This is a genomic window from Leifsonia sp. EB41 (assembly GCF_041262565.1).
Classification (GTDB): Bacteria; Actinomycetota; Actinomycetes; order Actinomycetales; family Microbacteriaceae; genus Leifsonia.
Window position 1 is genome coordinate 2,418,926 of the sequence record NZ_JBGCCJ010000001.1, and the last position, 26,579, is coordinate 2,445,504.

General features: G+C 71.1%; 23 protein-coding genes and 3 pseudogenes. 16 read left to right on the forward strand and 10 right to left on the reverse strand.

What is annotated here, in order from left to right; all coding sequences use genetic code 11:
* The first annotated feature begins 40 nt into the window (after window positions 1-40).
* Window positions 41-478, forward strand: a complete 438-nt coding sequence (panD, locus tag ABH923_RS12000) for an aspartate 1-decarboxylase (protein WP_370055594.1) — start codon at window positions 41-43, stop codon at window positions 476-478.
* Window positions 475-1,005 carry a hypothetical protein gene (locus tag ABH923_RS12005; RefSeq protein ID WP_370055595.1) on the forward strand — a complete coding sequence of 177 codons (531 nt, stop codon included), beginning with the start codon at window positions 475-477 and terminating at the stop codon, window positions 1,003-1,005. Before panD ends, ABH923_RS12005 begins: the two co-directional genes overlap by 4 nt.
* A gap of 10 nt (window positions 1,006-1,015) precedes the next feature.
* On the opposite strand, the gene ABH923_RS12010 is transcribed toward ABH923_RS12005, so the two are convergent.
* The gene (locus ABH923_RS12010) at window positions 1,016-2,302 is read right to left on the reverse strand and encodes a saccharopine dehydrogenase C-terminal domain-containing protein (protein WP_370055596.1); all 1,287 of its coding nucleotides are present in this window, start codon (window positions 2,300-2,302) and stop codon (window positions 1,016-1,018) included.
* A gap of 133 nt (window positions 2,303-2,435) precedes the next feature.
* Here ABH923_RS12010 and ABH923_RS12015 point away from each other — a divergent pair, with 133 nt between their 5' ends.
* Window positions 2,436-3,344, forward strand: coding sequence for a LysR family transcriptional regulator (locus ABH923_RS12015; protein ID WP_370055597.1), 909 nt, complete (start codon window positions 2,436-2,438; stop codon window positions 3,342-3,344).
* Between the two features lie 14 nt (window positions 3,345-3,358).
* On the opposite strand, the gene ABH923_RS12020 is transcribed toward ABH923_RS12015, so the two are convergent.
* The 3 genes and pseudogenes from ABH923_RS12020 to ABH923_RS12030 form a co-directional block, all read right to left on the reverse strand.
* Complete coding sequence (locus ABH923_RS12020; RefSeq protein WP_370055598.1) at window positions 3,359-4,219, reverse strand: aldo/keto reductase; 861 nt, start codon at window positions 4,217-4,219, stop codon at window positions 3,359-3,361.
* 121 nt (window positions 4,220-4,340) lie between these two features.
* Window positions 4,341-5,312: an aldo/keto reductase gene (locus tag ABH923_RS12025; RefSeq protein WP_370057352.1), complete on the reverse strand. Its 972-nt coding sequence runs from the start codon at window positions 5,310-5,312 to the stop codon at window positions 4,341-4,343.
* Window positions 5,313-5,594: 282 nt separating this feature from the next.
* Window positions 5,595-6,218: pseudogene (locus ABH923_RS12030) on the reverse strand (alpha/beta hydrolase fold domain-containing protein); the annotation flags it as partial.
* On the opposite strand from ABH923_RS12030, the gene ABH923_RS12035 reads away from it, so the two are divergent.
* The 3 genes and pseudogenes from ABH923_RS12035 (at window position 6,217) to ABH923_RS12045 (ending at window position 9,082) form a co-directional block, all read left to right on the forward strand.
* Entirely contained in the window at window positions 6,217-6,843 is a 627-nt protein-coding gene (locus ABH923_RS12035; protein WP_370055599.1) for an MBL fold metallo-hydrolase, read from the forward strand. The pseudogene ABH923_RS12030 and the gene ABH923_RS12035 sit on opposite strands and share 2 nt — an antisense overlap.
* Window positions 6,844-6,924: 81 nt before the next feature.
* Window positions 6,925-8,529: pseudogene (helR, locus tag ABH923_RS12040) on the forward strand (RNA polymerase recycling motor ATPase HelR); the annotation flags it as partial.
* Between the two features lie 64 nt (window positions 8,530-8,593).
* Window positions 8,594-9,082 carry a hypothetical protein gene (locus ABH923_RS12045; RefSeq protein ID WP_370055600.1) on the forward strand — a complete coding sequence of 163 codons (489 nt, stop codon included), beginning with the start codon at window positions 8,594-8,596 and terminating at the stop codon, window positions 9,080-9,082.
* On the opposite strand, the gene ABH923_RS12050 is transcribed toward ABH923_RS12045, so the two are convergent.
* Window positions 9,079-9,327 carry a glutaredoxin family protein gene (locus tag ABH923_RS12050; RefSeq protein ID WP_370055601.1) on the reverse strand — a complete coding sequence of 83 codons (249 nt, stop codon included), beginning with the start codon at window positions 9,325-9,327 and terminating at the stop codon, window positions 9,079-9,081. The genes ABH923_RS12045 and ABH923_RS12050 overlap by 4 nt on opposite strands.
* Before the next feature lie 9 nt (window positions 9,328-9,336).
* A complete protein-coding gene (locus ABH923_RS12055) occupies window positions 9,337-10,002 on the reverse strand; it encodes a nucleoside/nucleotide kinase family protein (protein ID WP_370055602.1) in 666 nt (221 codons plus the stop codon).
* A 102-nt stretch (window positions 10,003-10,104) separates the two neighbouring features.
* Here ABH923_RS12055 and ABH923_RS12060 point away from each other — a divergent pair, with 102 nt between their 5' ends.
* The gene (locus ABH923_RS12060; protein ID WP_370055603.1) at window positions 10,105-13,065 is read left to right on the forward strand and encodes a glycosyl hydrolase; all 2,961 of its coding nucleotides are present in this window, start codon (window positions 10,105-10,107) and stop codon (window positions 13,063-13,065) included.
* Between the two features lie 62 nt (window positions 13,066-13,127).
* The gene (locus ABH923_RS12065; protein WP_370055604.1) at window positions 13,128-13,631 is read left to right on the forward strand and encodes a MarR family winged helix-turn-helix transcriptional regulator; all 504 of its coding nucleotides are present in this window, start codon (window positions 13,128-13,130) and stop codon (window positions 13,629-13,631) included.
* Window positions 13,632-13,641: 10 nt separating this feature from the next.
* On the opposite strand, the gene ABH923_RS12070 is transcribed toward ABH923_RS12065, so the two are convergent.
* A complete protein-coding gene (locus tag ABH923_RS12070) occupies window positions 13,642-14,472 on the reverse strand; it encodes an amidohydrolase (protein ID WP_370055605.1) in 831 nt (276 codons plus the stop codon).
* Between the two features lies 1 nt (window position 14,473).
* A complete protein-coding gene (locus tag ABH923_RS12075) occupies window positions 14,474-15,814 on the reverse strand; it encodes an alpha-L-fucosidase (RefSeq protein ID WP_370057353.1) in 1,341 nt (446 codons plus the stop codon).
* A gap of 129 nt (window positions 15,815-15,943) precedes the next feature.
* Here ABH923_RS12075 and ABH923_RS12080 point away from each other — a divergent pair, with 129 nt between their 5' ends.
* The 8 genes from ABH923_RS12080 to ABH923_RS12115 all read left to right on the forward strand — a co-directional run bounded on the left by ABH923_RS12080 (window position 15,944) and on the right by ABH923_RS12115 (window position 24,801).
* Window positions 15,944-17,320, forward strand: a complete 1,377-nt coding sequence (locus ABH923_RS12080) for an alpha-L-fucosidase (RefSeq protein ID WP_370055606.1) — start codon at window positions 15,944-15,946, stop codon at window positions 17,318-17,320.
* A gap of 95 nt (window positions 17,321-17,415) precedes the next feature.
* Complete coding sequence (locus ABH923_RS12085) at window positions 17,416-18,663, forward strand: ABC transporter substrate-binding protein (protein ID WP_370055607.1); 1,248 nt, start codon at window positions 17,416-17,418, stop codon at window positions 18,661-18,663.
* A 4-nt stretch (window positions 18,664-18,667) separates the two neighbouring features.
* Window positions 18,668-19,651 carry a carbohydrate ABC transporter permease gene (locus ABH923_RS12090; RefSeq protein ID WP_370055608.1) on the forward strand — a complete coding sequence of 328 codons (984 nt, stop codon included), beginning with the start codon at window positions 18,668-18,670 and terminating at the stop codon, window positions 19,649-19,651.
* Complete coding sequence (locus tag ABH923_RS12095; protein WP_370055609.1) at window positions 19,641-20,513, forward strand: carbohydrate ABC transporter permease; 873 nt, start codon at window positions 19,641-19,643, stop codon at window positions 20,511-20,513. The genes ABH923_RS12090 and ABH923_RS12095 overlap by 11 nt, the downstream gene beginning before the upstream one ends.
* A 39-nt stretch (window positions 20,514-20,552) precedes the next feature.
* The gene (locus ABH923_RS12100; protein WP_370055610.1) at window positions 20,553-21,677 is read left to right on the forward strand and encodes a mandelate racemase/muconate lactonizing enzyme family protein; all 1,125 of its coding nucleotides are present in this window, start codon (window positions 20,553-20,555) and stop codon (window positions 21,675-21,677) included.
* Window positions 21,677-22,660 (forward strand): aldo/keto reductase, encoded by a 984-nt coding sequence (locus ABH923_RS12105; protein WP_370055611.1) that lies wholly within the window; start codon window positions 21,677-21,679, stop codon window positions 22,658-22,660. The genes ABH923_RS12100 and ABH923_RS12105 overlap by 1 nt, the downstream gene beginning before the upstream one ends.
* Before the next feature lie 26 nt (window positions 22,661-22,686).
* Window positions 22,687-23,385, forward strand: coding sequence for a GntR family transcriptional regulator (locus tag ABH923_RS12110; protein ID WP_370055612.1), 699 nt, complete (start codon window positions 22,687-22,689; stop codon window positions 23,383-23,385).
* A gap of 117 nt (window positions 23,386-23,502) precedes the next feature.
* Entirely contained in the window at window positions 23,503-24,801 is a 1,299-nt protein-coding gene (locus ABH923_RS12115) for an enolase C-terminal domain-like protein (RefSeq protein WP_370055613.1), read from the forward strand.
* Window positions 24,802-24,876: 75 nt separating this feature from the next.
* Here the strand turns inward: ABH923_RS12115 and ABH923_RS12120 are convergent.
* Together ABH923_RS12120 and ABH923_RS12125 are read right to left on the reverse strand one after the other, a co-directional pair.
* A pseudogene (locus tag ABH923_RS12120) lies at window positions 24,877-25,625 on the reverse strand (SDR family NAD(P)-dependent oxidoreductase).
* 43 nt (window positions 25,626-25,668) lie between these two features.
* Window positions 25,669-26,520 carry a fumarylacetoacetate hydrolase family protein gene (locus ABH923_RS12125; RefSeq protein ID WP_370055614.1) on the reverse strand — a complete coding sequence of 284 codons (852 nt, stop codon included), beginning with the start codon at window positions 26,518-26,520 and terminating at the stop codon, window positions 25,669-25,671.
* Window positions 26,521-26,579 lie beyond the last annotated feature (59 nt).

Here is a 26,579-nt window from a genome sequence, read left to right on the forward strand (position 1 = left end):
CCGCGGGAGAATGGATACCAGGCCACGAAAGGAACGTCCCGTGCTCCGCACCATGTTCAAGTCGAAGATCCACCGCGCCACCGTCACCCACGCCGACCTCCACTACGTCGGCTCGCTGACCGTCGACCTCGACCTGATGGAGGCCGCCGACCTGCTGCCCGGCGAGCAGGTCGCCGTCGTCGACGTGACCAACGGCTCCCGGTTCGAGACCTACCTGATCGCCGGTGAGCGCGGCAGCGGGGTCATCGGGGTGAACGGGGCGGCGGCGCACCTGGCCGAAGTCGGCGACACCGTCATCGTCATCTCCTACGCGCAGCTCGACAACGCCGAGGCGCGGGAGTTCGTGCCGACGGTCGTGCACGTCGACGGCGGCAACCGCATCCTCGCGGTCGGCGCCGACCCGGCGGAGGCGCTGAGCGAGGGCGTGAGCGTCCCGCCGTTCGCGGTGCCGTCCGCCGCCGGCACCGTGGTCGCGTGACGTACCAAGCGACCGAGCGCATCCACACCGTCGAGGCGCGGCGCATCGAGCTGGAGGCCGAGGTGCCGTTCGCCCAGCTCCGGCGCGCATTCGAGGAGCAGGTGCCCGAGCTCGATCGGAGGTTGCAGAGCGGCCTCCTGGACCAGGGCGCGGACTGGTCGACGCTGACGCGCATGCTCGAGGGGCCCGGGACGCACGGCCTCGTGCGGTTCTGGACCGACGACCCCCGCCCGGTCATGCGGGTGGGCGGCGTCGACACGGCCAGCGTCAGCTATCTCGTCGGCGACTACGCGACGGCCGCACGGATGTACCGACACGACGCGGGCGCGCTGCTCTATGCGCCGCTGCGCGTCGAACTGCACGACGCGGGTGGAGGCCGCACCGTGCTCAGCGTCGAGCAGCCGAGCGCGCCGCTGCGCGGGTTCGGCAACAACAAGATCACGCAGGCCGGCTACGAGCTGGACCGGAAGCTGGGCGACTTGCTCGAAGACCTCGGGCTTCCGCGCCCGAGCGTGCTGCGCCTGTAGCTGCCGGCGGTCAGGGCTCCCGCAGCCCCCAGGCCTGCCCGTAGCCGCCCTCGGTCACCGGCCGCTCCATCAGCTCCAGGAACGGCCGTGCCGGGAACGCCTCCGGACCGAGCACGCCGGCGCCGGTCCAGGTCCCGTTGGCGAGCAGCTCCAGCGCGATCACCGGGTTGAGCGCCGTCTGCCACACCACGCACTGCGCGTCGTACTCGCGCATCGTCCACTCGTTGTCGGCCACGTGGTAGAGATACACGCTGCGCGGGAGGCCGTCCTTCCCGGTGCCGGTCACCCACACGCCGGCGCAGGTCTTGCCGGTCATCCGCGGGCCGATGCCGGCCGGGTCGGGGAGGGCGGCGGCGACCACGTCGCGCGGGGCGACCTCCACCGGGCCCGCCGCGCTGCGGACCCGCAGGGGCGACGTGGAGTCCAGCCCCAGCAGGTGCAGCGTCTTGAGGACGCCGATGAACTCCGCGCCGAGCCCGTACTTGAAGGTCACCCGCTCGGCGTCCAGCCACCGCGGCATCAGCAGCACCTCCTCGTGCTCGACGTTGACGCACTCGACAGGGCCGATGCCCTCGGGGAAGTCGAAGACCTCCGGCTCGCTGAACGGCGGGGTGGTGAACCAGCCGTCGCCCTCCTCGGTCAGCCGGCGCTTCTCTAAGATCACGGGAGGGTTGAGGCACTCCTCGATGGTCGTCCAGATGCTGAAGGAGGGCGCGAAGATCTCGTTGCCCTCGTCGTCGCGGACCACGAGGTTCGCGCCATCGCGCGTGCCCAGCTCGTCGATGTGCGAGAACAGCTCATCGGAGGCGTACCGGGCGAACACGTCGGACAGGCCCGGCTCGACGCCCATGCCGACCAGGGCCAGGCGGCCGGCGGCCTCCCAGCGCTGGTTCTCCGCGAACTGGGCGTCGCCGAGCTTGACGCCGGTGCGGCGGTACGGCTCGGTCTCGTGCGGGTGGGAGAGGCTCATCGCCATGTCGAGGTAGTCGGCGCCCGCCGAGAGCGCTCCCGCGAAGATCGACTCCACGAAGGAGGGCTCGACGGCGTTCATGACGTGGGTGGCGCGGTGCTCGCGGGCGACGGCCGCGACCGAGCTCGGGTCGGAGGCGTCGATGCGGGTCGCGGTGAAGCGGCGGGCGACGTTCTCGCCGTGCCGCTCGCGGATCCACGCGACTGCGGCCTCCGCCCGGGACAGGTCGTAGTCGCTGACGACGATGGACTCGAAGAACGACCGGCGGGCGGCGATCTTCGCGATGGCGTTTCCGACGCCACCGGCGCCGATCAGCAGGATGCGCATGGTGCTCATTGTGCCCGCGCGGCACCGATTCGGCACGAATCGCGAAAATGAAGCGCGCAGAGTCGACATTCGTGCCGAATTGACCAGTCGTCAGGGTGATGGAGACCGCGCGATTGACACGTACTATTGCTGAATGGAACTTCGCCAGCTCGAGCACTTCGTCACCGTCGCGGAAGAGCGGCACTTCACGCGCGCGGCGGAGCTGCTGCAGATCTCCCAGTCCGGGCTGTCGGCCTCCATCCGCTCGCTGGAGCAGGAGCTGGGCACGTCGCTCTTCATCCGGAGCACCCGCCGCGTCGAGCTGACGACGGCAGGCCAGGCGCTGCTCGCGGACTCCGTGCGCACGCTGGCCAGCGCCGCTGCGGCCCGCAACGCCGTGGCCGCCGTCCGCGGCCTGCTGCGCGGCCGCCTGACGATCGGCGCCGAACCGTGCCTCGGGTCGGTCGACCTCCCGGCCGAGCTCGCGGCCTTCCGCACGGCGAACCCCGGCGTGGAGGTCCGGCTGCGGTACTCGGGGTCGGAGGAGCTGGTGGAGGCCGTCGCCGGCGGCCGCGCGGACGTCGCCGTGGTCGTCGACACCGGCCACACCCCGAGCGGTGTGCGCCTGCGTCCGCTGAGCACCCAGTCGCTGCTCGTGCTCTGCCACCCGGAGCACCCGTTCGCGGCGCAGGACAGCGTCCCGATCGAGGCCCTGCGCGGCGAGCCGCTGGTCGGCTTCCAGGAGGGCTGGGCCGCGCAGACACTGGCCAGGCGCGCGTTCGCGGCGGCCGGCTTCGACTACCGCGCGGCGATGGAGGTCAACGACGTCCACCCCCTGCTCGACCTGGTCGGCTACAACCTCGGCATCGCGGTGGTCCCGGCGAGCTTCGGGCGCAAGCGGCCGGAGCAGCTCCGGGCGGTCGCGCTCAGCGGGGACGTGCCGGAGTGGACGGTGGCCGTGGCGGTGTCGGATGAGCCGAGTCCGGCGGCGGCCGCGTTCCTGCGGCAGTTGGCGCGGGTGGAGGCGCCGACTCCCGTCGATGCCTCCACGACCGCTGCCTGACGTCCCGCGGGAGGCTACGCCGCGTTCAGCGTCGCCAGCTCCTCGGACGTGAGCTCCACGTCGACCGCCGTGAGGGAGTCCAGAATCGTCTTCGGCCGCGACGAGCCCGGGATCGGGATGACGCGCGGGCTCTGGGCGAGGTGCCAGGCCAGGGCCACGACCTGCGGGCTCACGCCGCGGGCGGACGCGACGTCGGCGAACGGTGCGAACCGGTCGCCCAGTCCGCTCGCCTTCGAGATGCCGCCCAGCGGGCTCCAGGGCAGGAACGCGATTCCGCGCTCGTCCGCCAGCTCCAGCTCGGGCTCGCTGGAGCGGAAGGCCGGCGAGAACTGGTTCTGCACCGAGGCCAGTCGGCCGCCCAGGATGTCCTGCGCCTGGCGGATCTGCTCGGGGTCGGCGTTCGAGATCCCGGCGTAGCGGATCAGCCCCTCGTCGAGGAGGTCGCGGACGGCGCCGACCGACTCGGCGTACGGGACGCCCGGGTCGGGGCGGTGGAACTGGTACAGGCCGAGCGCGTCGCCGCCGAGCCGGCGCAGGGACTCCAGCGCGGCCTCCCGGATGTGCTCGGGACGTCCGTCGACGGTCCAGCTTCCGTCTCCCGGGCGCAGGTGACCGCCCTTCGTCGCGACCAGGACGGTGGAGGCGTCGCCGCTCCACGTGCGCAGCGCCTCGGCGATGAGCTCCTCGTTGTGCCCAACCTCGTCGGCGTGGAGGTGGTAGGCGTCGGCCGTGTCGATCAGGGTGACGCCCGCGTCGAGCGCTGCATGGATGGTGTCGATCGAGCGGGCCCGGTCGGGGCGGCCCTCGATCGACATGGGCATTCCGCCGAGGCCGATCGCGGACACCTGCAGGTCGGCCAGTGCGCGGTACTTCATTCGTTCTCCTTGCGTGTGCGAATCATGTGGGGCGCGAGGGGCACGTTGTTGTCACCTTTCGTGCGCGAAAGTGACAACAACGTGCCCCTCGGCGGGAGAGGAAAGGGGGAAGGGGGAAGGGCTACCAGGCGTAGTCCTCGGGGGCCGTCTTGTGGCCGGGGAAGATCTCGTCCAGCCGCGTGAGCGCCGCGTCGTCCAGGTGGACGTCGAGGGCGCGGATGGCGGCGTCGAGCTGGTCGCGGGTGCGCGGGCCGATGATCGGGCCGGTCACACCGGGGCGGGTGAGCAGCCACGCGAGGGCGACGTCGCCGGGCTCGTGGCCCAGTTCCGCCGCGAACGACTCGTATGCCTCGATCGCGTCGCGGTGGGTGGCGAGCGTCTCCGCCGCGCGGCCCTCCAGGCGGCGCCGGCCCTCGTTCTGCTTGCGCAGTACGCCGCCGAGCAGGCCGCCGTGCAGCGGCGACCACGCGATCACGCCGACGCCGTTCGCCTGTGCGGCCGGAAGCACCTCCAGCTCCACCTGCCGGGTGAGGAGGTTGTAGATGGACTGCTCGCTGACCAGGCCGAGGAGGTCGCGCCTGCGGGCCTCCGCCTGGGCCGTCGCGATGTGCCAGCCGGCGAAGTTGCTCGAACCTGCGTACAGGATCTTGCCCTGCGTGACGGCGACGTCGATCGCCTGCCAGATCTCGTCCCACGGGGTGTCCCTGTCGACGTGGTGGAACTGGTAGATGTCGATGTAGTCGGTCTGCAGCCGCTTCAGGCTGGCGTCGAGGGCGCGGCGGATGTTCAGCGCGGACAGCTTGCCCTCGTTGGGCCAGTCGCCCATCGCGCCGTAGAGCTTGGTGGCGAGGACCGTGCGCTCCCGGCGGCCGTCGCCCTGGGCGAACCAGTCGCCGACGATCGTCTCGGTCGCGCCGTGACCCTTATGGCGGCCGTAGACGTTCGCGGTGTCGAAGTAGTTGACGCCCGCCGCGTGGGCGGCGTCCATGATCCCGTACGAGTCCTCCGCCGTGGTCTCCGGCCCGAAGTTCATCGTGCCGAGCACGAGGCGCGACACCTTCAGTCCGGAGCGGCCGAGCTGCGTGTACTGCATGTCAGTCATGGCGCCAGCCTCCGCCGGAACGGGCGAGAAGTCCAACAGGGGACGTGGATGGGATTGTGCGATCCGGCTCATGGATCGCCGGGCGCTCAGAAGTCGTGGAAGCGTCCGGCCTCCGCGATCACGTCCTCCGCGACCGGGAGGTCGGGCCCGCCCATGAAACCGTGGGCGGCGCCGAGGACGATCCGCAGCCGGGCCGGGACGCCCGCGTCGGCGCACGTCGCGGCGAGGCGCTCCGCGTCCGGGAGCAGGGAGTCGTCCGAGCCCGACGGCGACGTAGACGGGCGGCAGGCCGCGGACGTCGGCCGCGAGGTCGGGAGCGTCGGCGAGGTTTCCGCCGCCGGCCCAGCGGGCGAACGACCACTCGGAGAGCTCGCGGCCAGGGCCTCCCGGCGCGGCGTCGTCGTACGAGGCGAGCGTGAGGTCGACGTTCGGGTTGGTGAGCACGAGAGCGTCCGCCCGTGCATCGCGTGCGGCGGCGAGGGCGACCGTTCCGCCGGCGGAGTCGCCCCAGAGCACGACGCGGGAGAAGCCGTCCGCGCGGAGGAGGTCCGCCGCCGCGACCGCGTCGGCCGCCGACGCGGTCAGCGTCGCCTCGGGGGCGAGGCGGTAGGCGACCGAGAGCACGACGACGTGCAGGCCGCCTGCGATACGGCGGCAGTACCCGTCCTGCAGCTCCAGGTCGCCGAAGAGACCGAAACCGCCGTGGAGGAAGACCACGGCTGTGCCGCCCGCCGCGGGTCGTGCCGGCTGGTAGCGGCGCGTCGGCACCGCGGAGGCCGCGCCCTCCGACACCGTGCCGTCGAACGGCCACCGCGGACGGGCGAGCGCGCGCTCGCGGGCGTCGCGTCTCAACTCGGCGATGTCGGGAGGCTGCACGCGGACTAGCATCCCACTCATGCGCGAAGTGATCCCCGGAGTCCATCGGCTGCAGTCCGCCCGCGCCGGCAACGCCTACCTGATCGAGGAGGACGACCGGGCGGTGCTCGTCGACACCGGACTCCGGTCGAGCGCGGAGGCCGTGGTCGCCGAACTCGCGGCGGCCAGCATCCCGAGGGTGACCGACGTCGTGCTCACGCACTACGACCCCGACCACGTCGGCGGCGCGGCGGCCGTGCAGCGCGCGACGGGCGCGCGGGTGTGGCTGGGCGCCGCGGACGCGCGGATCCTGCGCGGCGAGGAGCCGCCGCCCACGCGCATGCGCCGCGCGATGTTCCGGAGCGGGTGGCTGGGCCGCTCCGAGCTGCCGGACCTGACCGCGCTCCCCGACACGGCAGAGACGGAGGTCGCACCCGGTGTCGTGGCCGTCCCGGCGCCGGGCCACACGCCTGGGCACCACCTTGTCCGCTGGCGCGGGGTCGCGTTCATCGGCGACGCCGGTCGTGTCGCCGGCGGGCGTCTCGTGCACCTCCCGGGCCTTCTGATCAGCGACCGCGCGGCGGCCGATGCGACGCTCGCCGCGATCACGGCGTCCGCTCCCCGACTCGTCTGCCCGGGTCACGGCGCACCTGCACGACTGGTGTGACGCTCTCCCCCTGCATTTCCAGGATACGGGAGAGCGGGGGGCTTGCGGCAAGGCCCCGGTGCGGGCGGAGAATCGTCGATCGTGACTGCCTCCTCGCCTGCCTTCGCCCTGCCCGAGAACCTCCGCGCCAAGTCCGTTCCCGCCCTCATCGCCGCCGACGAACGGCACTTCGCCGCCATCGACGGCACCCTCCGGACGACCATCGCCGAGCTGTCCGATCAGCTCGCCGCCGAGCTGCGCGCGCCCGGCGGTCACGGCCAGAAGGCGCTCGACCGGGACACCGAGGTCCGGCGGTTGAGCTCCCGGTTGCGCGCGCTCGGGCGGTTCGGGATCGACGTCTGCCTCGGACGGATGGTCACCGATGCCGCGGAGACCGTCTACATCGGCCGCTTCGGGCTGACCGGCGACGACGGCGAGAAGCTGCTCGTCGACTGGCGGTCGCCCGCGGCCGAGCCGTTCTTCGGGGCCACGCTCGGGGACCCGATGGGGCTGGTCAGCCGGCGACGGTACCGCTGGACGAAAGGGCGGGTGGCCGACTACTGGGATGAAGTCTTCGCGGCCGAAGCCCTCGACGACGCCACTGAGCGGGCCGCGTTGGACGACCAGTCCGCCTTCATCGCGAGCCTCGGCGCGAGCCGGTCGCCGCGGATGCGGGACGTGCTCGCGACCATCCAGGCCGACCAGGACGCCATCATCCGGGACGGCTCCCGTGGCGCACTCGTTGTGGACGGCGGCCCGGGCACCGGGAAGACGGTCGTCGCGCTGCACCGCGCGGCCTACCTGCTGTACTCCGACCCGCGGCTGTCGCAGGGGCACGGCGGCGTGCTGTTCGTCGGGCCGAGCCCGGCCTACCTCGCCTACGTCTCCGACGTGCTGCCGAGCCTCGGCGAGGAGGGGGTGCAGCTCTGCACGCTGCGCGACCTGCTGCCGGAGGGCGCGTCCGCCGAGCCCGAGGCCGACGAGGAGGTCGCACGGTTGAAGGCGTCGGCCGCGATGGTGACGGCGGTCGAGCGGGCCGTCCGGTATCACGAGGTCCCGCCGTCGCGCGGGATGGTCGTGGAGACCGAGTGGGCCGACCTCCCGCTGACGCCCGACGACTGGGCGGACGCGTTCGACGCCGCAGGGGCGGGCGCGCCGCACGACGAGGCGCGCGACGAGGTGTGGGAGGAACTGCTGACGATCCTGGTGGCGAAGGCCGGCGACGCGATCCCGGAGGCCGCCCTGCGCCGCCAGCTCACGCGGAACGACGGGCTCCGCGCGGCCTTCACCCGCGCGTGGCCGCTCCTCGACCCCGCGGGCGTGCTCGGCGACCTGTTCTCGGTGCCCGCCTACCTGCGGGCGTGCGCGCCGTGGCTGAGCGACCAGGAGGTGCGGGCGCTGCAGCGGGAGGAGCCCCGGGCGTGGACACTGTCCGACCTCCCGCTGCTCGACGCCGCACGGCAGCGGATCGGCGACCCGGCCGCGAACCGGGTGGCGCGCGAGCGGGAGGCCGTGCTCGCCTTCGAGCGCGAGGGCCGCAACCGCGTGGTGGACGACCTGATCGCCGCCGACGACGGCGAGGGGCTGGTCACGATGCTGAAGGTCGAGGACGCACAGCGCTCCCTCATCGACGAGGCCGCCCTCCCGAGCCTCGACCCCGACCTGCTGGCCGGGCCGTTCGCGCACATCGTCGTGGACGAGGCCCAGGAGCTCACCGACGCCGAGTGGCGGATGCTGCTGCGGCGCTGCCCGTCACGCAGCTTTCACGATCGTGGGCGACCGGGCGCAGGCGCGGCACGGGTTCACGGACTCGTGGTCCGGGCGGCTGGCGGCTGCGGGCATCCCGGACGTGCGCGTCTCCACGCTGACCGTCAACTACCGGACGCCGGAGGAGATCATGGCCGAGGCCGCGCCGGTGATCCGGGCGGCCATCCCGGACGCGAACGTGCCGACGTCGGTCCGCAGCAGCGGCCTGCCGGTGGTGCGCGGGAGGCGGGACGACCTGGACGGGATCGTGGCCCGGTGGCTCGAGGAGAACCCGGCGGGGATCGGGTGCGTGATCGCGGCCGGGGGCTCGCGGGGCTGGTCGTCGCCGTCCGACCGCCTTCGCGTGCTCACGCCCGCGCAGTCGAAGGGGCTCGAGTTCGACCTGGTCGTGCTCCTCGATCCCGACGGGTTCGGGGACGGGATCGAGGGGGCGGTCGATCGGTACGTGGCGATGACGCGGTCGACGCGGGAGTTGGTGGTGCTGGCGGGCTAGACCTCCAGCGCCGCCTGCAGCTCCGCGTCGCTCGGCTCCACGAGGTGGCGCCCGTCCGGGAACACGATCACCGGGATGTTGGTGCGGCCGCTGATCGCGTGGGCGCGGTCGGCCTCCTCCGGGCGGGCGACGAGGTCGATGTACTCGTAGTCGGCGCCGAGGCGGTCGAGGAGGGACTTGGAGCGGATGCAGTCGCGGCACCAGTCCGCGCCGAACATCGTGACGGTGTCGAAAGTGTCGGTCATGCCTCCAGGCTAAGCGGCGCCGACTGGGAGTCCGCCGTCCACGATGAGTGTCGCGCTCGCCGCGGTCGGCTCGATGAGGCGGGCGTTGGCTCCGTCGACGTCGCGCGCCCAGGCGAGGGCGGCCTCCGGGGTGCGGCCGTGGCGGGTGTGCCGGTCGACGAGCCGGCGCAGCCGCTCCTCCTCGGTCGTCGTGACGAACCAGGACTCGGCCAGCAGCGGTGGGATGCGCGACCACGGGTCGGTCGGCGCCAGCAGGTAGTTTCCCTCCACGACGATCAGCCGCGCGCCGGGCAGGACGGCCAGGCTCCCGGCGATGGGCTCGCCGACCGCGCGGTCGAAGGCCGGTGCGTAGACGGGGTGGTCGCGCTCGCCGTGGACGCGTTCGAGCAGCGCTACGAAGCCCCAGCCGTCGAAGGTGTCGATCGCGCCCTTGCGGTCGTGGCGGCCGAGCGCCTCCAGGGTGGCGTCGGCGAGGTGGAAGCCGTCCATCGGGAGGTACGCGGCGACCGGCTCGCCGGCCTGCTCGTTCGCTGCACCCACCACCGCGCGGGCCAGCGTCGTCTTGCCGGAGCCGGGGCTGCCGGCGATCCCCACGATCGCGCGGCGGCGGTCCGCGGCCAGATGGAGGCCGCGTCGGGCGAGCGTGTGCGGGTCGGCGGGTGACAGTGAAGGCATACCGACATTGTCGCGGGCGTCGGGCGGAGCCGATCAGTAGTGTCGTGAGGAAAACAAATGCTATGCTCACGACACCAGCCCGTCGCTCGAAGGAGATCGCCGATGCCCGCAGAAGACCAGCACCGCACGTTCGACGCCCACCGCGCCGCTCTCCAGGACCCGCCGATCGAGTACCGCCCGGAGCTGCGCTGGTGGCTGGCCGAAGGCCTCCACACCGACCGCACCCTGCGCTTCGAGATCGACGCGGCCCACCGGCTCGGCTTCGGCGGCATGGAGTTCCTGGCGATGGACGAGCAGGCCATCGACCACGCGCGGTACGGCTGGGGCTCGGAGGAGTGGGTGCACGACTCGCAGCTCGTAGTGGAGGAGACCACGGCGCGCGGGATGTCGGTGAGCTTCACCTCCGGCACCAACTGGTCGAACGCGAACCTGCCGACGATCGACCCCGACCACCCGGCCGCGGCGCGCGAGCTGAACGTCGTGGTCGAGGAGGTCCGCGCGGGCGCGGGCCGCAGCGGCGCGCTCCGCCGCATCGACTTGGACGCGCAGCGGGAGGAGAGCCTCCTGCCCGGGCACCGCATCGCGCCGAAGACGCAGGAGTTCTTCGCGGTGGTGGCGGCGCCCCTGGTCGAGAACGGCGACGTCCCGGTCCTCGACGCGGACGGAGTCCTCGACCTCACCGCCCTCGTCAGCGACGGCGCCCTCGACTGGGAGCCCGCCGACGACCGCGAGTGGAGGCTTTTCACCTTCTGGTCGCACGGCACCGGCCAGACGGCCTCCCCGTCCGCGAGCGTCAACTACACCGTCAACTATCTGGAGCGCGCCGGCGTGGACGCGGTGATCGACTACTGGGGCTCGACCGTCCTGACGCCCGAGCTGCGCGCCCTAATCGCCCGCAACCCGCGTGCGCAGATGTACATGGACTCCCTTGAGCTGAACACCTGGGGCGACGGCGGCCTGTTCTGGGGTGCGTCGGTCGCGCGGGAGTTCCGCGAGCGCCGCGGGTACGACATCACGCCGTGGCTGCCGTTCCTCACCCGCAGCGTGCTGCTGATGGCGTCGGCGACGACCTACCGCCACCAGCCGACCCCGGCCCAGCGTGCGACCGTGGAGAAGGTGCGGCACGACTACGTGGACACGCTCACCGACCTCTACATCGAGAACATGCTGCGGCCGTTCGCCGCGTTCCTGCACGAGAACGGCATCCTGCTGCGCTCGGAGATCAGCTACGGCCTCCCGTTCGAGCTGACCCGTCCCGGGCCGGAGGTCGACGGGATCGAGACCGAGTCGCTCGAGTTCGGCTCCCAGATCGACGCGTACCGGCTGCTCGCCGGGCCGGCGCACCTGTTCGGCAAGCAGTACTCGTCGGAGACCGGCGCGACGACGCGCAACCACATGCTCGACCACCGCTTCTACGACCAGATCATCGCGACCCAGCTCGCGGCCGGCATCACCAAGACCGTGCTGCACGGCTGGGCGAGCACCGCGGGCGCGGAGCGAGCGACCGAGTGGCCGGGGCACGAGGGGATGTGGCCGGGATTCTCCGAGCGGTTCGACCTCCGGCAGCCGGCGAGCGAGTTCTACCCGCAGTGGAACAAGGCGGTCGGCCGGTTCCAGTACCTGCTGCGTCAGGGGATGCCGCGCATCGACGTGGGCATCCTCCGCACCGACCACTTCGTGGACAACATGTCCGGGATGTTCTTCCTCGACGAGGCGGGCGAGCGCATCCCTGACGAGGTCGCCTACGGGCAGATGTGGATGCGGAACCGCGAGAACCACTGGTGGCAGGACCTCGGCATGCAGGACGCCGGCTGGAGCTACGAGTTCCTCGACGGCTCGCTGCTGCTGCGCGACGAGGTGGTCTTCGGCGACGGGCTCGTGCAGCCGGAGGGCCCGGGCTACCAGGCGCTGATCGTGTACCAGGAGGCCCTGAGCGCGGACGTCGCGCAGCACCTCCTCGACTGGGCGCGGCAGGGGCTCCGGGTGCTGATCGTGAACGGCGCGCGCGAGCTGAAGCTGCTGATGACCGGCGAGTTCGTCGTCAACGAGCGCGCGGCCTCCCGGACGCCGGGGCTCGACCACCGCGACGATGAGCTCGCCGCGATCATGGCCGAGCTGCGCAGCCTCCCGACTGTGACGGAGGTTGACGACCCCGCGCGCACCGTGGCGGCGCTGCGCGACCTCGGCGTGGTGGGCCGCGCCGAGTTCACCGCCGAGAACCGCGACGTGCTCGGCTACCTGCGCGAGGACGGCGAGCTGCTGCACGTGTACCTGTACCACTTCCTGTACGAGACCGGCGAGGACACCGTGGTGGAGGTCGCGCTGCCCGGGCTCGGGACGCCGTACCGGGTCGACCCGTGGACCGGCGCGCTCGCCGAGCACCGCGGGGTGCGCACGGACGGCGACCGCACGCTCGTGACGGTCGCGCTGGCCCCGGGGGAGACTGCGCTGCTCACGGTGGACCGCTCGCAGCGTCCCGCGCCGTCGCAGCCCGTCGAGCGCGAGGTCGTGACAGCGGTCGACGGCTGGACGATCGCCGTCGAGAGCTGGGACGCGGGCGAGAACGAGCTGATCGTGGAGGACCGCGGCCTCGGCTACGAGAGCCGGGAGCTGCGGCCGACGACGGCGGTCAGTGCGCTGTCGGCGGCTGGTTCCGACCTCCTGCCGTGGAGCGAGCTGCCGGGCGTCGGCCCCGAGGTGTCGGGGGTCGGGGAGTACCGCACGTCGTTCACGCTCGACGCGGCCGCGGCGTCCGGGGAGCGGCTCCTGCTCGACCTCGGCTCGACCGCGGGAGGCCTGGGCTCGGTGGTCGTGAACGGCGGGGAGGCCGTGGGCTTCGACACGTCGCGCCCGGTGGTCGACATCACCGACGCTGCGAGGGAGGGAGTGAACACGGTCGTGGTCCGGGTGGCGAGCTCACTGAACAACCGGCTCATCGCGCGCGGGTATTACGACGACATCCCGGACATGGGGCTGTTCCTGATGGGGCGGCAGGGGCCGCACGTCACGGTCGTGCGTCCGCACGGTCTGCTCGGGCCGGTGCGCGTCGTGCGGGAGGGGTGAGCCCGGCTGCGATACTGGCCAGACAGACGAGAAGCGCGACACGACGAGAAGGAGGTGGCAGCGTGTCGGACGACACCGACCTCTCGCCGGTCATCGAGCAGGACCCGCTAGACCTGCGCCTGTCGATCGCGTCGATCGTGCACTGGGCCGACAGCCGGGACGTGCGCGTGCGGGTCATGGAGCAGATCGGCTTCCCGGTCGACGACATCCCGATGTTCGTCGTCGTCAACCAGCTCGCCTACCGTGGAGCGCTGCGCCCGACCGACCTGGCGGCGACCCTCGGAACGGGCAAGGCGAACATCTCCAAGATCGTCCGCCGGCTGGAGGAGATCGATCTGGTGGGGCGGGTGCCGTCGCCGCGCGACGAGCGGAGCGTGCTCGTGGCGCTGACCGCCGCCGGCCGCGAGCTGGGCGAGCGGATCATGGCGGTCGCGCAGGCCCAGGTGGACGAGGTCACCCTCGGCTGGGACCCGCAGGAGGTCGAGAACCTCCGCCGGTATGTGGCGCGGTTCGCGCGGCACGCGTTCGCGGGGCTGGCGATGACGCCCGGGTTGCGGGAGCGGTAGGGTCTCGGGGCTACCGCGCGGGCAGCCGGTAGGCGCGCTCAGCGGCGTGCGTGAGCACGTCGGCGCGCTCATCCGCGGAGAGTCCCGCGAGCAGCGCATCCGCTGTCGCCCATGTCTCCGCGTAGGGCCCCGCCAGCGTCGAGACGGGCCAGTCGCCGCCGTACAGCACGCGCGCCGGCCCGAATGCGTCGAACGCGTGTGAGACGTACGGCCGCAGCTGAGCGGCGTCCGCTCCGCCGCCGAGCGTGGTCAGGCCCGACAGCTTGACCGACACGTTCGGCCGGCGGGACAACTCGGCGAGGAGTCCGGCCCACGGCTCCGCGGAGTCGGCGCCGACCGGCGGCGTACCGAGATGGTCGACGACGAGCCGCAGTGACGGGAGTTCGTCCGCGATCGACAGCGCGTGCTCCAGGTGGCGGGGGAGCACGCCGATCACGTCGAAGCTGAGGCCGCGCGCGGCGAGCAGCGCGAGCGACGCGCGCACCTCCGGTCGCCCCAGCCAGTCGGCATCGGGCTCGTCGTGGATCAAGTGCCGCACCCCGACGAACGTCGGATGCTCCGCCCACCCGTCGAGCTGACGCGCCGCGGCGGCCGGGTCGAGCAGGTCCACCCACGCCACGACCCCGGCGACCAGCGGCGAGGACACGGCGAACATCGCCGCCGAGTCCTCCACCGAGTTCGCCGCCTGCACCAGGACGACCCGGTCGATGCCCGCCTGCTCCAGCTGGGGCCGCACCTCGTCGAACGCGAACGTCCGGTTGATCGGCGCCAGCGCGTCGGTCAGCCAGGGGTACGCGACCCGGTCCAGATCCCAGAGATGCAGGTGGGCGTCGACCGTCATCTCAGGCGGCCAGGTCGAAACGGATGAGCGTCGGGCCGGCCACGGCGGGCTCCTGCACCGTGACGGTGATCGTCTCGCCGTCGCGGGAGGCCGCGACCGGGGTGCCGTCCGCGAGTCGAGCGCTCGCCGCATCCACCGCAGCGGCGGCCGTCAAGCGGACCTCGCCGGTGGCGTCCACGAAGGCGTTCGCGGTGTCGCCCGTGCGGGTCCAGCGCACCCACGGCTCGTCCGACGCGGCCGCGAGAGACGAGTCCAGCGTGGTCGATCCGAAGACCGCGTCGCCGTTCACGGCGTTCCAGGCGGCGAGGTGCTCCAGCGTCCGCCGCTGCAGGTCGGGCACGGTCCCGCGCGCGGTCAGCCCCACGTTGAGCAGCAGGTTTCCGCCGCGCGAGACGATGTCGACGAACGACTTCACCGCGTCCGGGCCGTTGAGCAGGTGCGTCTCGTCCTCGACCTGGTTGTAGCCGAACGAGAAGCCGATGCCGCGGCAGTTCTCCCAGGCGCCGGAGGCCTCGACGTCGGTGCCCTGCTGGTACTCGCTGGTGCGGAAGTCCCAGTGCGTCTCGCCCCAGCGGTCGTTCGAGACGCCGTCCGGGCGGGCCGCGTAGAACTTCTCGAACAGCCGCTCCATGCTGAACGGGCCGGACGGCTTGCCGGCGTCCGGCCACTCGATGTCGCCCCAGAGGATGTCGGGGGAGTAGCGCTCGATCAGATCGTCCACGTGCGTGTAGGCGTACTCGGCGTAGGCCGCGTCGACCGGACGGCCGAACGCCTGGCCCTCCGACGTGATCGGCGGGAGCTGCGAGAAGTGCCAGTCGAGGCCTCCCGAGTAGTAGACGCCGAAGCGGAGGCCGGCGTCGCGGGTGGCCTTCTCGAACGCGCCAACGAGGTCGCGGCGCGGGCCGCGGGCGACCGTGTTGCGGCCGTCGGTGCCCGGCGCGTCCCAGAGGGTGACGCCGTCGTGATGCTTCGTGGTCGGCACGAAGTAGCCGGCGCCGGTGCTCTTCACCAGCGCGATGAACTCCTCGGGATCGAACTCGGCCGGGTCCCACTGGTCGAGGAAGTCGTCGTACGGGGCGCCGCCGAAGACCTCGCGCTGGTGCTCGGCCGCGGGGCTGTCCTCGATGCGGATGGTGTTGTAGTACCACTCGGCGTACGGGTTGTGCCGGAACCAGTACTCCTTCTCGATGGTGCCGAGCTCACCGATCGGCTCCGCCCAGGCGGGCACCGAGTACGGGCCCCAGTGCACGAAGACCCCGAGCTTGGCGTCTCCGAACCACTGCGGCACGTCGCGTTCGAACCGGCGGTAGTTCTCGGGGCGGACGGGATCGTCTTTGAACATGGCCACGCTGAGGCTCCTTCTGCGCTGAACGGATGTGGTGGGCGGGCGATTGTGGATCGGCCACTGGTCCCATATCCTATAGGCAATAGGCTTCACCCTGAAAGACCTACTCGAAGGAGAGTTCGTTCCGTGACCCCCACCCTCACCGCGGCGCCCGACTCGTTCGTGCGCACCGACCTCGTGAAGCTGCCAGGCGGCGAATGGTTCACCGGAGCAGGCTTCGGCCTGTTCGTGCACTGGGACCACGCCAGCCAGCAGGGGATCGAGATCTCCTGGCCGCTGGTCGGTCGTTCCATCATCCCCGGTTCCGACCGCGTCGAGGACACTGTGACGGTCGAGCAGTACCAGTCGACTGCTGCGACGTTCGATCCGGTCGAGTGGGACGCCGTCGCCCTGGCCCGGCTCGCCAAGCAGGCGGGCGCGCGTTACGTCGTCTTCACCGCCCGGCACCACGCCGGCTACTCCATGTTCCACACCGCGCACTCGGACTTCGGCATCCAGCACTCGCCGTTCGGCCGCGACATCACCAGGGAGTTCGTGGAGGCCATCCGGGCGGAGGGCATCCGCGTCGGCATCTACTACAGCCTCCCGGACTGGAACCACCCGGACTACCCGGCGTTCACGATGGACGACCGGCCGTACCCGCTGGAACACTGGCCGGCGGCCGCCGATCCCGCCAACGCAGGCACCCCCGTCGCCGACGACCGGCACCGCCGCCCGACGCCCGAGCAGTGGGCGCGCTACCAGGACTACCTTCGCGGGCAGCTCACCGAGCTGCTCACCGGCTACGGCACGATCGACCTGCTCTGGTTCGACGGCGAGTGGGAGCGCTCGGAGGAGGAGTGGGACAGCGCGGGCCTGCGCGCGCTGATCAAGTCCCTCCAGCCCGACGTGGTCATCAACGACCGGCTGCTCGGCCAGGGCGACTACAAGACGCCGGAGCAGGGCTTCCCCGTCACGGCCCCGGACGGCCCGTGGGAGCTCTGCCTCACCATTGGCCAGATGTGGGCGTGGCGCCCGGGCGACACCAAGAGCAAGAGCACGGTGTCCCTGCTGACCACGCTGATCGAGGTCGCCTCCCGCGGCGGGAACCTCCTGCTCAACATCGGCCCGAAGGGCGACGGCAGCCTCAACGGGTCGCAGGTGACGACGCTGGAGGAGATCGGCGCCTGGATGGACGCCCATTCCGAGAGCGTCGTCGGCGCCGCACCCACCAGCGGCGTCGACTTCTACGGCCCGTCGACCGCGCGGCAGGGCAGGCTCTACCTGCACCTCGTCATGCGTCCGATCGAGCAGGTGATCGTGCGCGGCATCCCCGTGGAGCGGGTCCGTTCGGTGCGGCTGCTCGCGACGGGCGAGGAGCTCCCGTTCGAGCGGAACGTCGAGGTCCACGAGCAGGCGGAGCAGAGCGGCGAAGCGCTCGGGGAGCTGCACATCCCTGCGCCAACCGCGTCGGGAGCGGCGATCGACGTGATCGCGATCGACTTCGAGCCGCTCGCGGAATAGACCAGTCGGACTACTTGAAACCTATATCAAACACCCTATAGGATCGCGCCAACACGGCGATCACCTTGATGAATCCAATGGAGGAGGCACAGCAAGTGACACCACGAACCAAGCGCGCAGCGGTACGGGCCGGTACCGCCATTCTGCTGGCAGGAGCGCTCACCGCGCTCGCCGGTTGTGCGGGCGGCGGAGGCGGAAACGCCGCCGGCGGCCCGATCAGCATGTACACCTGGGTCAGCAGCCAGAGCGACCGCGACCAGTGGCAGGGCTTCATCGACCTCGGCAAGAAGGTCGACCCCAAGCTGGACGTGACGATCGAAGGCCCGAGCTTCAACGACTACTGGACGAAGGTCAAGACCCGGCTGAGCGGATCCAACCCGCCCTGCCTCCTGACCACCCAGGCCGCCCGAGCGCAGGAGCTCTCCGGGCTGCTGATGCCGCTGACCGACCTGATCAAGAAGAACAACCTCGACACGTCGAAGTTCGACTCGTCCATGCTCAAGGGCATGACGGTGGACGGCAGCATCCGCGCCATCCCCTACGACGCCGAGCCGATCGTCCTCTACTACAACGCGGACGCGTTCCAGAAGGCCGGTCTCGCCCTCCCGAGCGCGACCTACACCCGTGACCAGTTCCTCTCCGACGCGAAGAAGCTGACCACGGCCGACCACAAGGCGCTCGCGATCGAGCCGGGCTTCTTCATCCCGAACGCGTGGGCGATCGCCGACGGCGCGGAGGCGGTCAAGAACGGCAAGCTCGACCTGACCAACTCCAAGCTGGTCGACTCGGTGCAGTCGTACTTCGACCTGGTCTCCAAGGACGGGATCGCGAAGGCTCCGGAGGCCGCGGACGGCAGCGACGTCGCCCAGTCGGCGTTCACCTCGGGCGCGAGCGACATGCTCATCGAGGGACCGTGGATGTACGGCACCTTCGCCGCCGCCGCCAAGTTCAAGCTGGGCGTCACCATCGTCCCGACCGTGTCGGGCGAGGCCAAGGGCATGACGGCCGGCTCCGGCTTCGGCATCGCGAAGAACTGCAAGGACCCGGACAGCGCGTTCAAGGCGATCATGGCCATGACCGACACGAGCGTCCTGAAGGGCCAGGCCGAGAAGCGCGGAATCGTCCCGTCCCGTCCCGACGCGCAGTCGGCCTGGGCGGACGGCAAGTCCGCCGAGGCGTACAGCGCGGTGCAGGCCCTGCTGAAGGACGCCAAGGCGCAGCTCACCACCCCGACCTGGAACCAGGTCGAGACCCTCTTCACCCAGTACGGAGTCGAGGGCTACCGGGGTGACAAGACCGCCAAGGACGTCATGAGCACGATCCAGAACTCGGTGGGGCAGTAGGCGGATGTCCTCGCCACTGATCACGGGCGCCGTCGTCTCGGAGGAGACGGCGGCGCCCGCCGCGCCCGAGACCCGGCCGTTCCACGTCCCGCATCCCACGCCGCCGCGCGGCCGCAACAAGCGGAAGGGCGACGGCCTCACCGCCCTCGCCTACCTGTGGCCCGGCCTCGCCGGCTTCACGTTCTTCATCGTGGTGCCGCTGCTCGGGTCGCTGGTCATCAGCTTCTTCGAGTGGCCCTTGTTCGGCGCGCCGACCTTCGTCGGCTTCGCCAACTACCAGAAGCTGTTCAGCGACCCGACCTTCTACACGGTGCTCCTGAACACCGTGATCTTCGCGTTCGTCTACACCGCGCTCAACCTGGCGCTCGCCCTCGCGGTGTCGCTGTGGCTGAACACGCGGGTCAAGGGCGCCGGCTTCTGGCGGGTCATCTTCTTCCTGCCGGCCATCACGCCGATGGTGGCCAACGCGCTGGTCTGGCGGCTGCTGCTCAGCGACAACGGGATCGTCAACTCGGCGCTGCACTCCATCGGCATCCAGGGGCCGAGCTGGCTCTCGGACTCCCGGTTCGCGCTGGCGTCGGTCATCGCGATGTCGGTGTGGCAGTCGTTCGGCTACAACGTGATCGTGCTCTCGGCGGGCATCGCCGGCATCCCGAAGGAGCTGCTGGAGGCTTCCCGGATGGACGGCACGAACGCCTGGCAGCGGATGCGCTCGATCATCCTCCCGATGATCTCGCCCGCGCTGTTCTTCACCATGACCATGACGATGATCGGCGCGTTCCAGGTGTTCGTGCAGCCGCAGATCCTGACGCAGGGCGGGCCGGGCGAGTCGACGAACACCTTCGTGCTCTACCTGTACCGCAACGGCTTCGTGTTCGACCGGCTCGGCTACGCGTCCGCGCTCGCGTGGATGCTGTTCATCGTCGTCATGCTCATCACCGCGCTGCAGTTCGCCGGACAGAAGAGGTGGGTCAACTATGACAAGTGAGGCAACCCGGGTGCGCCGCCGGCTGCGCCCTGCGCAGCGCAAGGTGGTCGCGACGACCTGGCTGAACACGGCGGCGGTCGCCGTCGTGGCGCTGCTGTTCACGTTCCCGTTCATCTGGATGTTCTTCTCGGCGCTCAAGCCCGAGTCGGAGGTCTTCTCTCCCACGCCGTCGTTCATCGGCTCCGAGGTCAAGTGGTCGAACTTCGTCGACGCGTGGACGCTGGTGCCGTTCGGCCGGTTCATCTTCAATGGCTTCTTCGTCGCGCTCTGCGGCTCGCTGCTCTCGGTGATCGTCGCCGTGCTGTCGGCCTACGCGTTCTCGCGGCTGCGATTCAAATACCGCGACCGGCTCTTCCTGCTGTACGTGCTCACGCTCGTGCTGCCCCAGGAGGTGCTGGTCGTGCCGCTGTTCATCATGATGAACCAGCTCGGCCTGGTCGACACCTACGTGGCGCTCATCATCCCGTTCGCGTTCACGGCGTTCGGCACCTTCCTGCTGCGCCAGTTCTTCCTGACCATCCCGATCGAGTACGAGGAGGCCGCGATCATCGACGGCGCCTCACGGTTCCGCACGCTGTGGTCGGTGCTCCTGCCGCAGCTCGCCGCGCCCATCTCGGTGCTCGGCGTCTTCTCGTTCGTCGGGTACTACAACTCGTACCTCTGGCCGCTCATCATCATCAACAGCCAGGACCTCGCCACCGTGCCACTCGGGCTCTCGATGTTCACCGGCGAGCACGGGACGCAGTGGAGCCTGATGATGGCCGCCTCCACCCTGGCGATCATCCCGTCGCTGATCATCGTCGCGGTGCTGCAGCGGCAGCTCATCAAGGGCGTCGCCCTCGGCGGCTTCGGCGGGCGCTGACCCGCCACCGCCCCGACCTTCACCAGAAAGCAGGACACCATGACCCTCGCCCCGCCCTCAGCCCGCACCGCCGTCGACGGCACCATCGTCAGCGCCGAGGCGTGGCTGAGCGACCTCGAGGTCGAGACGGTCCGCACCGACGCCGTGCAGTCGTTCCTCAAGCAGGAGACGATCTTCGTCCGCCTCCGCACCGCGGGCGGAGTGGAGGGCATCGGCTACAGCTACACGATCGGGACGGGCGGGGAGGCTGTGCTCAGCCTCCTGCGCACCTGCCTGCTCGACGTGCTGGTCGGCATGGACGCCAATCGTCCGGAGGCCGTGTGGCGCGCTCTCTTCTCGGCTACGCGAGCGACCACAGTCGGCGCGATCACGTCGCTGGCGCTCGCCGCCGTGGACACCGCCGTGTGGGATGCGCGCTGCAAGGCCTCCGGGCTTCCCCTCTGGGTCGCCGCGGGCGGATCGCGGCCGAGCATCCCGTTGTACGACACCGAGGGCGGCTGGCTGCACTTCGACACCGACGAGCTGGTCGCCCAGGCGCTCGAGTCGCAGCGCCGCGGCCTGAACGGCGTGAAGATCAAGGTCGGCAAGCCGCGCGGGCACGAGGACGCCGAGCGGCTCGCCGCCGTGCGGGCCGCTGTCGGCCCCGGCATGGACATCATGGTCGACGCCAACCAGTCGATGACGGCCGCGGAGGCGATCCGCCGGGCCGCGCTGTTCGAGCCGCTGGACATCTTCTGGTTCGAGGAGCCGCTGCCCGCCGAGGACGTAGCCGGCCACCGCCGGCTCGCCGAGTCGACCACGCTGCCGATCGCGGTGGGGGAGTCGATGTACTCGGTCGGGCACTTCCGCGAGTATCTGCAGGCCGGCGCCGCCTCCATCGTGCAGGTGGACGTCGCACGCGTCGGCGGCATCACGCCGTGGCTGAAGGTCGCGCACCTGGCCGAGTCGTTCAACGTCGCCGTGGCGCCGCACTTCCTGATGGAGCTTCACGTGTCGCTCTGCTGCGCCGTGCCCAACGCGCTGTACCTGGAGCACATCCCGCAGCTTCGCGCGGTGACGAAGCGCGAGCTGGTCGTCCGCGACGGCCACGGCGTCGCCTCGGACGCGCCGGGCCTCGGGATCGAGTGGGACCTCGACGCGATCGAGGACCGGAGGGTGGCGTGATGGCGCGCGTCGAGCGGGGGCCGATCGGCTACGGCGCGGCCGCGCTGGGGAACCTGTACGCGGCGCGACCGGACGACGTCTGGCCCGAGATCGTCCCCGCGGCGTGGGAGGTGGGGATCCGGTATTTCGACGTGGCGCCGCACTACGGGCTCGGCCTCGCGGAGGAGCGCCTCGGCGAGGGGCTGCGCGGCCTGCCGCGCGACGAGTACGTGGTCTCGACCAAGGTCGGCCGGGTGCTGGAGCCGAACCCGGACCACCGGCCAGGCGACACCGACATCGCCAACCTGTTCGAGGTGCCGTCGACGCGGCGGCGGCGGCTCGACTACTCGCGCGACGGCGTGCTGCGCTCGGTGGAGGACTCGCTGAACCGGCTCGGCCTGGACCGCATCGACATCCTCTTCGTCCACGACCCCGACCAGCACGAGCGGGAGGCGCTCGACGGCGCGTTCCCCGCGTTGGAGGAGCTGCGCTCGCAGGGCGTCATCCGCTCGTACGGCGCCGGGATGAACCAGTCCGCGATGCTGGAGCGCTTCGTGCGGAACACCGACCTCGACGTCGTCATGTGCGCGGGCCGCTACACGCTGCTCGACGGGACCGCCGGGGCCGACCTGCTCCCGGCGGCGCTGGAGCGCGGGGTGGACGTGGTGATCGCCGCCGTCTTCAACTCGGGCATCCTGGCGACCGAACGGCCCGGGGCCGGGGCGACGTTCGACTATGGCGCCGCGCCCGCGGCACTGGTCGAGCGCGCGGGCAGGATCGCGGACGTCGCGCGGCCGTACGGTTTCACCCTCCCGGAGCTGGCCGTCCAGTTCCCGCTCCGGCATCCCGCGATCTCCACCGTCGTACTCGGCGCCGAGACCCCGGAGCAGATCGTCCGCAACGCCGGACTGGCGGCGTCGCGGGTGCCGGACGAGCTGTGGGCGGAACTGGACGCCGCGGGGCTGACACCGCCGAACATCCTGCATCCTCTTTCCTCTATCTAGCAGGCCTGCAAGCCTAGGATGTGCACATGAGCATCGAACCTTCCCCCAGCGAACACTTCCTGCCCGCGCGGCGGGCGCTGGCCGATGACGTCTACGACGCCGTGCTCGGCCTGCTCATGGACCAGGTGATCGAGCCGGGCAGCCGCGCCAGCATCGACGGGATCGCCCGCCAGCTCGGCGTCTCGCCGACCCCGGTGCGGGAGGCGCTCGCGCGGCTGGAGTCCGAGGGACTGGTCGTGAAGAAGGCGTTGAAGGGGTATACCGCAGCGCCGCTGCTCGACAGCGAAGGACTGCGCGAACTGTTCGAGATGCGGCGCCTGCTGGAGCCGTACGCCTCCCGCAACGCGGCCGGCGAGATCGACGCCCAGACGCTGGACCAGCTGGAGCAGCTCTGCGAGGACATGCACCGCAGCGGCGAGGCGGCGCAGACCGGCGATGACCGCTTCAAGGACTACAAGGACTTCGCCAACGCGGACGCCGACTTCCACCGCCTGATCGCGGCGCACTCCGGCAACGCGCTGCTGGCCGACGCGATCTTCCGGCTGCGCTCGCACATGCACCAGTACCGCATCTACTTCAAGCACGGCGTGGTTGACGAGACCTCGGGTGAGCACGAGGCCGTCCTGGAGGCGCTGCGGTCCGGCGACGCAGCGCGCGCCGAGCAGGCGATGCTCGACCACATCACGAAGTCGTACACGCGCATCGCGACCAGCCTCGACGACTAGGCCCTCCTCACACATTCGTCACGAATGTCGCTTGTGCGCGCCGCAAAACGCACATTCGGCACGAATGCGGGATCGTTGCGGTGGCGATGTGGACCTATATCCAATAGGATGTTTCCTATGAGTACCGTGACCGGCTTCGAGACCCTGGATGTGCGCTTCGAGACGTCCGCCCTCCTCGACGGCTCCGACGCGATGAACCCCGACCCCGACTACTCCGCCGCCTACCTGCGCGTGAGCACCGACGCTCCCGACGGGCTGGAGGGCCACTCCTTCGTCTTCACGATCGGCCGGGGCAACGACGTCCAGGTCGCCGCGATCGAGGCCGTCGCACACCGTGTGATCGGCCGGGACGTGGAGGCCGTGCTCGAGGACCTCGGCGGCTTCTGGCGGGAGTTCGTCCACGACTCACAGCTCCGCTGGCTCGGCCCGGAGAAGGGCGCGATGCACATGGCGATCGGCGCGGTCGTCAACGCGTTCTGGGACCTCAAGGCCAAGCGCGCCGGCCTCCCGCTGTGGCAGCTGCTCGCGCGCATGACGCCGGAGGAGCTGGTCGACCTGGTGGACTTCCGCTACCTCAGCGACGCGCTGACGCGGGAGGACGCGTTGGCGATCCTCCGCGCCGCCGAGCCCGGCCGGCCCGCCCGCGAGGCCGAGCTGCTCGCGATCGGGTATCCCGGCTACACGACGACCCCCGGCTGGCTCGGCTACTCCGACGACAAGCTGCGCCGCCTGGCGCGGGAGGCTGTCGACGAGGGCTTCCAGCAGATCAAGCTCAAGGTCGGCGACCGCCTGGAGGACGACCTCCGCCGCCTCCGCATCGCCCGCGAGACCGTCGGGCCGGACATCCGCATCGCGATCGACGCCAACCAGCGCTGGGACCGCGACCAGGCCATCGAGTGGATCCGTGCGCTCGAGCCGTTCGATCTGGCCTGGGTCGAGGAGCCCACCAGCCCCGACGACGTGCTCGCCCACGCGGCGATCGCGCGCGCAGTGGCACCGGTGCGCATCGCCACCGGGGAGCACGGGATGAGCCGCGTGCTGTTCAAGCAGCTCCTGCAGGCCGAAGCCGCCGCCATCGTGCAGATCGACTCCACCCGCGTCGCCGGGGTGAATGAGAACATCGCCATCCTCCTGCTGGCCGCGAAGTTCGGCGTGCCGGTGTGCCCGCACGCGGGCGGCGTCGGCCTCTGCGAGGCGGTGCAGCACTTCTCGATGTTCGACTTCGTCGCGGTCTCCGGCAGCCAGGAGGGCCGGATGATCGAGTACACCAAGCACCTGCACGAGCACTTCGTCACCCCCGTCGAGCTGGAGGGCGGCCGCTACCGCGCGCCGCTCGCGCCCGGCATCGGCATGGAGATGCTCCCGGAGTCCCTCTACGCCCACCAATACCTGCCGCTCGCGGTCCCCGCTCCCTGACGAGCAACGCCGAAGGGCACGTAAACGCCCCTAAGTCGAGGTTTTTGGGGCGTTTACGTGCCCTTCGAGCGTGGGTCAGCGGCGCGGGCGGAGGGAGTACATGCCGCCGTCCACGGCCAGGATGACGCCGTTCGAGGAGGCGGAGCGCGGCGACGCGAGGTAGGCGACGGCGTCCGCGACCTCCTGCGGCTGCACAAGCCGGCCGCTCGGCTGGCGGGCTTCCAGCGCGGCGCGCTCGGCGTCCGGGTCGGCGGCGCTGTCGAGCAGGCGGCCGACCCAGGGGGGGTGTCGGCAGTGCCGGGCGCGACCGCGTTGACGCGGATCCCGAACGGCAGGCAGTCGGCGGCGATTGCGAGGGTCATGGCCGAGATGGCGCCCTTGGTGGCGGAGTACAGCACGCGCTGCGGGAGGCCGGCCCAGGCGGCGATCGAGCTGGTGAGCACGACGGCCGGGGAGGGCGACGCCTTCAGGTGCGGCATGGCGTGCCGGATGGTGCGGGCGGAGCCGATGACGTTGACGTTGAGGACGCGCGCCCACTCGGCGTCGTCGTTGGCCTCCACGTCGCCCTGTGCGCCGATGCCGGCGTTGGCGACGACCACATCCAGCCGACCGGCGTCGGCGATCACCGCGGCGATGGCGTCTCGAACGGAGTCGTCGTCGCCGATGTCGCAACGGATACCCGTATGCGGTGCGATGACCGCGGATGCATCGAGGTCGAGCGCGTACACGCGCGCGCCGCGGGCGGCCAGCTCGTCGGCGATGGCCTTGCCGAGGCCGGATGCTCCGCCCGTGACCGCGGCCACGAGCCCTTCGAAGTCGGACAACGTCGTCTCCTTGTCGATGGTGCGGGGTCGGTGGTGCGGGTGGTCAGGGTGCCGGGCGTACGGTGCTGTGCTGCTCGCCGAGGCCGTCGATGCCCAGCCGGACTTCGTCGCCGGCGCCGAGGTAGGGGAAGCGACCGGAGAGGCCGACGCCTTCGGGGGTGCCGGTGTTGATGAGGTCGCCGGGTTCGAGGACGGTGAACTGGCTGAGCCGGTAGACGATCTCGGCGACGCCGAAGATCAGGTCGGAGGTGTTCGAGTCCTGGCGCGGCTCGCGGTTCACCTGCGACCAGATCCGCAGCCCGGACCCGTCGCCGACCTCGGCGGTCGGCACGAGCCAGGGGCCCAGCGGGTTGAAGGTCTCGAAGCTCTTGCCCTTGCTCCACTGGCCGAGCGAGCGCTGCAGCTGGTACTCGCGCTCGGAGACGTCGTTGGCGACCGCGAAGCCGGCGATGTGCCCCAGTGCTTCCTCGGGGGAGGTCAGGTAGCGGGCGCGGGTGCCGATGACGGCGGCGAGCTCGACCTCCCAGTCGGTCGTCGTGGATCCGGGCGGCAGCAGGATGTCGTCGTGCGGCCCCACGACCGTGTTCGGGTGCTTGTAGAACACCACGATGTCGGTGGGAGGCTCGGAGCCGGACTCGCGGGCGTGGGCCGCGTAGTTCATCCCGATGCAGATGACGGCCTGCGGGCGGGCGATCGGCGCGCCGATGCGCAGCCCCGTCGTGTCGAGTTCCGGGAGCTCGCCGGCGAGGGCGGCGGCCTCCGCGCGTGCCAGCCCGTCGGCGGCGAGGAAGGCACCGTCGATGTCGGCGGTCAGCGGGCGCAGGTCCCAGGCCGTCCCGCCATCGCTGACGACCGGGAGCTCCGATCCGGGTTCGCCGAGTCGCATGAAACGCATGAGGGTCCTTTCGCCGTCTGCAGCAACCCTATTACTATTTCCTATAGGAATCCAAGATC